The 4,492-nt window shown below is 57.7% G+C and carries 5 protein-coding genes; all 5 read right to left on the reverse strand.

The features are described from left to right. On the reverse strand, positions 1-186 hold a 186-nt coding region (locus ACIOMR_RS30750; RefSeq protein ID WP_401198179.1), incomplete at its 3' end, for a hypothetical protein. Between the two features lie 59 nt (positions 187-245). After that, a complete protein-coding gene (rpsO, locus tag ACIOMR_RS30755) occupies positions 246-515 on the reverse strand; it encodes a 30S ribosomal protein S15 (protein ID WP_003177875.1) in 270 nt (89 codons plus the stop codon). A 159-nt stretch (positions 516-674) separates the two neighbouring features. Further along, on the reverse strand, positions 675-1,592 hold the full coding sequence (gene truB / locus ACIOMR_RS30760; RefSeq protein ID WP_003212182.1) for a tRNA pseudouridine(55) synthase TruB: 918 nt from the start codon (positions 1,590-1,592) through the stop codon (positions 675-677). A 3-nt stretch (positions 1,593-1,595) separates the two neighbouring features. Further along, entirely contained in the window at positions 1,596-1,997 is a 402-nt protein-coding gene (gene rbfA / locus ACIOMR_RS30765; protein ID WP_003212184.1) for a 30S ribosome-binding factor RbfA, read from the reverse strand. A 159-nt stretch (positions 1,998-2,156) separates the two neighbouring features. Further along, positions 2,157-4,492 (reverse strand): translation initiation factor IF-2 (infB, locus tag ACIOMR_RS30770; RefSeq protein WP_401198185.1); only part of this gene is annotated, 2,336 nt, incomplete at its 5' end.

Here is a 4,492-nt window from a genome sequence, read left to right on the forward strand (position 1 = left end):
GAGTGTATCTGTCGTCTGACCGAACTTGTATTTTTTGATAACAGGGTTATCTGTTTCCTTCCTTCTTTGTGGCTCTTGGGGAACTTGTCTTCTTGCGAAATTCTTGGGCAATGTCGGGAATCGGCCCAACGCCTGTCCAGGGTAAAACGTGTATCCAGATAAAACTTGAGGCTGGAAGCCTGCCATGGGCCAGCGGGAAACCCACTGACACACGACAGCCAACCAACCTCTAGCGCAATCGCTTATTAGCGACGCAGACCCAGGCGACCGATCAGAGTCTGATAACGACCCAGATCCTTGCCTTTCAGGTAGTCCAGCAGCTTACGGCGCTGGTTTACCATGCGGATCAGACCACGACGGGAGTGGTGATCTTTACCGTTGGCCTTGAAGTGACCTTGCAGCTTGTTGATGTTGTGGGTGAGCAGTGCAACTTGCACTTCTGGCGAACCAGTGTCACCAACAGCTTGCTGATAGTCAGCAACGATTTGTGCTTTTTCTTGAACGTCGAGAGCCATGAGGCAATCCTTTTTTCAGGAAACCACCCAAAGGGCAGTTTCAACAGGCCAGGGACAAATCCCTGTATCTAAAAATGAGTAGTGACCATGCCTGCTAACAGCCACCCTCGTTCCAGTTTGAGTAAAAGCTACTGCGCTTTTACCACAAACTGGTTTCGGTCATTCTGACCGAATCAGTCGACGCGGCGCGATGCGCCCGTCTTCGCTCACTTCACCGATACCGATAAAGCGACCGTTGTGATCTTGTACCCGCACCATGCCGAACTTCGGGGCATCCGGTGCACGTACCGGCTGGCCGTTAAGCCAGTAGAACGCGCTGTGCTCCGAGAAGTGCAGCAATGGCCAATCCAGTAAACCGCTGTCCGATGGCATCAGGAAGCGATCAACCGCTTCGTTGCCGCCTTCGGCATGCACTGCTTCCAGCTCTTCCAGCGTGACCGTCTGGGCCAGGGTGAAAGGGCCTGCCTGGGTGCGTCGCAGTTCTGCAACGTATGCGCCACAGCCTAGTTGCTCACCGATATCTTCCACGAGGGTGCGGATATAGGTGCCTTTGCTGCAGTCCACCGCCAACCGGGCAGTGTCGCCTTCAGCGGCGAGCAATTCCAAGCGCGCAATAGTAACAGAACGCGGTTCGCGCTCCACCACTTCCCCTGCACGTGCCAGCTTGTAAAGAGGCTGGCCATCACGCTTGAGAGCCGAGTACATCGGCGGTATCTGACTGATTTGCCCACGAAAAGCAGGTAAGGCAGCTTCGATATCAGCACGACCAACGGTCACCTCGCGAACCTGCAAAACATCACCTTCGGCGTCTGCCGTGGTGGTGGTCTTGCCCAGTTGCATCAGGGTCTCGTAGCCCTTGTCGGAATCGAGCAGGTATTGCGAAAACTTGGTGGCCTCGCCGAAGCACAACGGCAACACGCCGGTGGCCAAGGGGTCGAGGCTGCCGGTGTGCCCTGCCTTCTCGGCATTGAGCAGCCAGCGAACCTTCTGCAACGCCGCATTGGAGGTAAAACCAATGGGTTTGTCGAGCAGAATGATGCCGCTGACATTACGACGGATGCGTTTGACCTGAGCCACCGATTACTCCTTGGCGTCTTCAGGCGTGGCGGATTCCGGGTGCTGATTGTCTTCAGCCACGGCCCGCTCGATCAGTGCCGACAGGTGCGCGCCACGCACGACACTTTCGTCGTAGTGGAAGTGCAACTGAGGAACGCTGCGCAGTTTCATTTCACGGGCCAACTGCATACGCAGGAAACCTGCGGCGGAGTTGAGCACCTTGATGCTTTGCGCGATTTCTTCGCTGTTGTCCTGGCCCATCACGGTGATGAAGATCTTGGCGTGACCAACGTCACGGCTGACTTCAACGGCGGTGATGGTGACCAGGCCAACACGTGGGTCTTTTACTTCACGACGGATCAGCTGTGCCAGCTCACGCTGCATCTGATCGCCGATACGTTGGGTACGGCTGTATTCTTTTGCCATGTCTTGTTACCTGTTGCTGCCACACGGTGAAACCCGTGGGGTCTGAAAGCGACAAACGCCCGGCCTGACAAAAGCCAGACCGGGCGTTGCGTTTAGAGTCCGGACACAGCGCCAGGCATTTGCTTGCCCGGGCGCTGCGTGGCCCTTGAAGTACGCGAGTTAGAGGCTGCGAGCAACCTGGACCTTCTCGTAGACTTCGATCTTGTCACCCGCCTTGACGTCGTTGTAGCTCTTGACGCCAATACCGCATTCCATGCCGGCACGTACTTCGGAAGCGTCATCCTTGAAGCGGCGCAGGGATTCCAGCTCGCCTTCGAAGATAACGATGTCTTCACGCAGTACACGGATTGGACGGTTACGGTGCACAACACCTTCGATAACCATGCAACCGGCGATCGCGCCGAATTTCGGCGAGCGGAACACGTCACGCACCTCGGCCACACCCAGGATGTTCTCCCGGACGTCGCTGCCAAGCATGCCGGTGAGGGCTTTCTTGACGTCTTCGATGATGTCGTAGATGACGTTGTAGTAACGCATGTCCAGGCCTTCCTGCTCGACGATCTTCCGTGCGCCAGCATCGGCACGCACGTTGAAGCCGAACAGTACAGCGTTGGAGGCCAGCGCCAGGTTGGCATCGGATTCGGTGATACCACCGACACCGCCGCCGACCACACGCACTTGCACTTCGTCGTTACCCAGGCCATTCAAGGCGCCGTTCAACGCTTCGAGGGAACCACGAACGTCAGATTTGAGGACGATGTTAAGCGTCTTCTTCTCTGCCTGGCCCATGTTCTCGAAGATGTTTTCCAGCTTGCCGGCGTGAGCACGGGCCAGCTTGACTTCGCGGAACTTGCCTTGACGGAACAGAGCCACTTCACGGGCTTTCTTCTCGTCCGACAGCACGCTCATCTCGTCGCCAGCGTCCGGGGTACCGTCCAGGCCGAGGATCTCGACAGGGATGGAAGGACCGGCTTCCTTGATTGGCTTGCCGTTCTCGTCGAGCATGGCACGTACACGGCCATAGTTCGAACCGACCAGTACCATGTCGCCTTGGCGCAGGGTACCGTCTTGAACCAGAACGGTTGCAACCGGGCCACGACCCTTGTCGAGACGCGATTCAACCACAACACCACGACCCGGGGCCGATGGAGTTGCTTTCAGTTCAAGAACTTCGGCTTGCAGCAGGACAGCTTCAAGCAGTTCGTCTACACCGGTACCGACTTTCGCCGAAACCGAAACGAATGGCGTATCACCGCCCCACTCTTCGGAAGTCACGCCGTGAACCGACAGTTCGCTACGGATGCGATCGAGATCGGCGCCCGGCTTGTCGATTTTGTTCACTGCAACAACCAGAGGAACACCAGCGGCTTTAGCGTGCTGGACAGCTTCAATGGTCTGTGGCATTACGCCGTCGTCCGCTGCAACTACCAGGATCACGATGTCAGTCGCCTTGGCACCACGGGCACGCATGGCGGTAAACGCGGCGTGACCAGGGGTGTCGAGGAAGGTGACCATGCCGCGTTCGGTTTCAACGTGGTATGCACCGATGTGCTGGGTGATGCCGCCGGCTTCGCCTGCAGCTACCTTGGCACGACGGATATAGTCGAGCAGCGAGGTCTTACCATGGTCAACGTGGCCCATTACGGTCACGACTGGCGCACGGGAGAACGTCTCGCCTTCAAACTTCAGGGACTCGGCCAGGGAATCTTCCAGGGCGGTGTCGCTGACCAGGGTCACTTTGTGGCCCAGCTCTTCAGCAACCAGTTGGGCAGTTTCCTGGTCCAGTACCTGGTTGATGGTCGCTGGGGTACCCAGTTTGAACATGAACTTGATGATTTCAGCAGCCTTGACCGACATCTGATTGGCGAGGTCGCCAACAGTGATGGTCTCGCCGATCTGCACGTCACGCACGACAGGGCCGGTTGGGCTCTGGAAACCGTGGGCGTTGCGCTTCTTCAGCTTGGCCTTGCCGCGACCACCGCGACGGAAGCTGTCGCTTTCTTCGTCGGTAGTACGTGGGGCAACGCGTGGCGCTGGCGCCTTCTCTTTGACCGAAGCACGATGTGGAGCGTTTTTGCGCTCACCATCGCCACTGCCACGACGATTGTTATCGTCGGCACGTGGTTTGTCCGGGCGGCGAGGTTCTTCGCGTTTGCGAGCGTCGGCTGCAGGAGCTGGCGCGGCGGCAACCGGAGCGGCCTCACGAACAGCTTCAACAGGCGCGCTAGGCGCAGCAACGGCCTCAGTGTTAGCAGGTTGCGCAGCAGCAGGCTGGCGACGCGCTTCTTCTTCGGCGCGACGCTTGGCTTCTTCTTCAGCCTTCTGACGAGCAGCATTTTCTACTGCGCGACGTTCTTCCAGTTCGCGTTTGCGCTCGGCTTCGATTTCTTCCGGGCTGCGGTGTTCGAAGACTTTGTTCGTGCGTAGTTCATCGCTGATGCTCTTGCTGCCTGCAACACGCAGGGTGCTGGTGGTTTTGCGCTGCATTGTTATCT

It is taken from the genome of Pseudomonas sp. NPDC087814, from assembly GCF_044742865.1.
GTDB lineage: Bacteria > Pseudomonadota > Gammaproteobacteria > Pseudomonadales > Pseudomonadaceae > Aquipseudomonas.

Coding starts and splice junctions, on each gene's coding strand:
- rpsO (WP_003177875.1), bottom strand. CDS start 515: ATGGCTCTCGACGTTCAAGAAAAAGCACAAATCGTTGCTGACTATCAG.
- rbfA (WP_003212184.1), bottom strand. CDS start 1,997: ATGGCAAAAGAATACAGCCGTACCCAACGTATCGGCGATCAGATGCAG.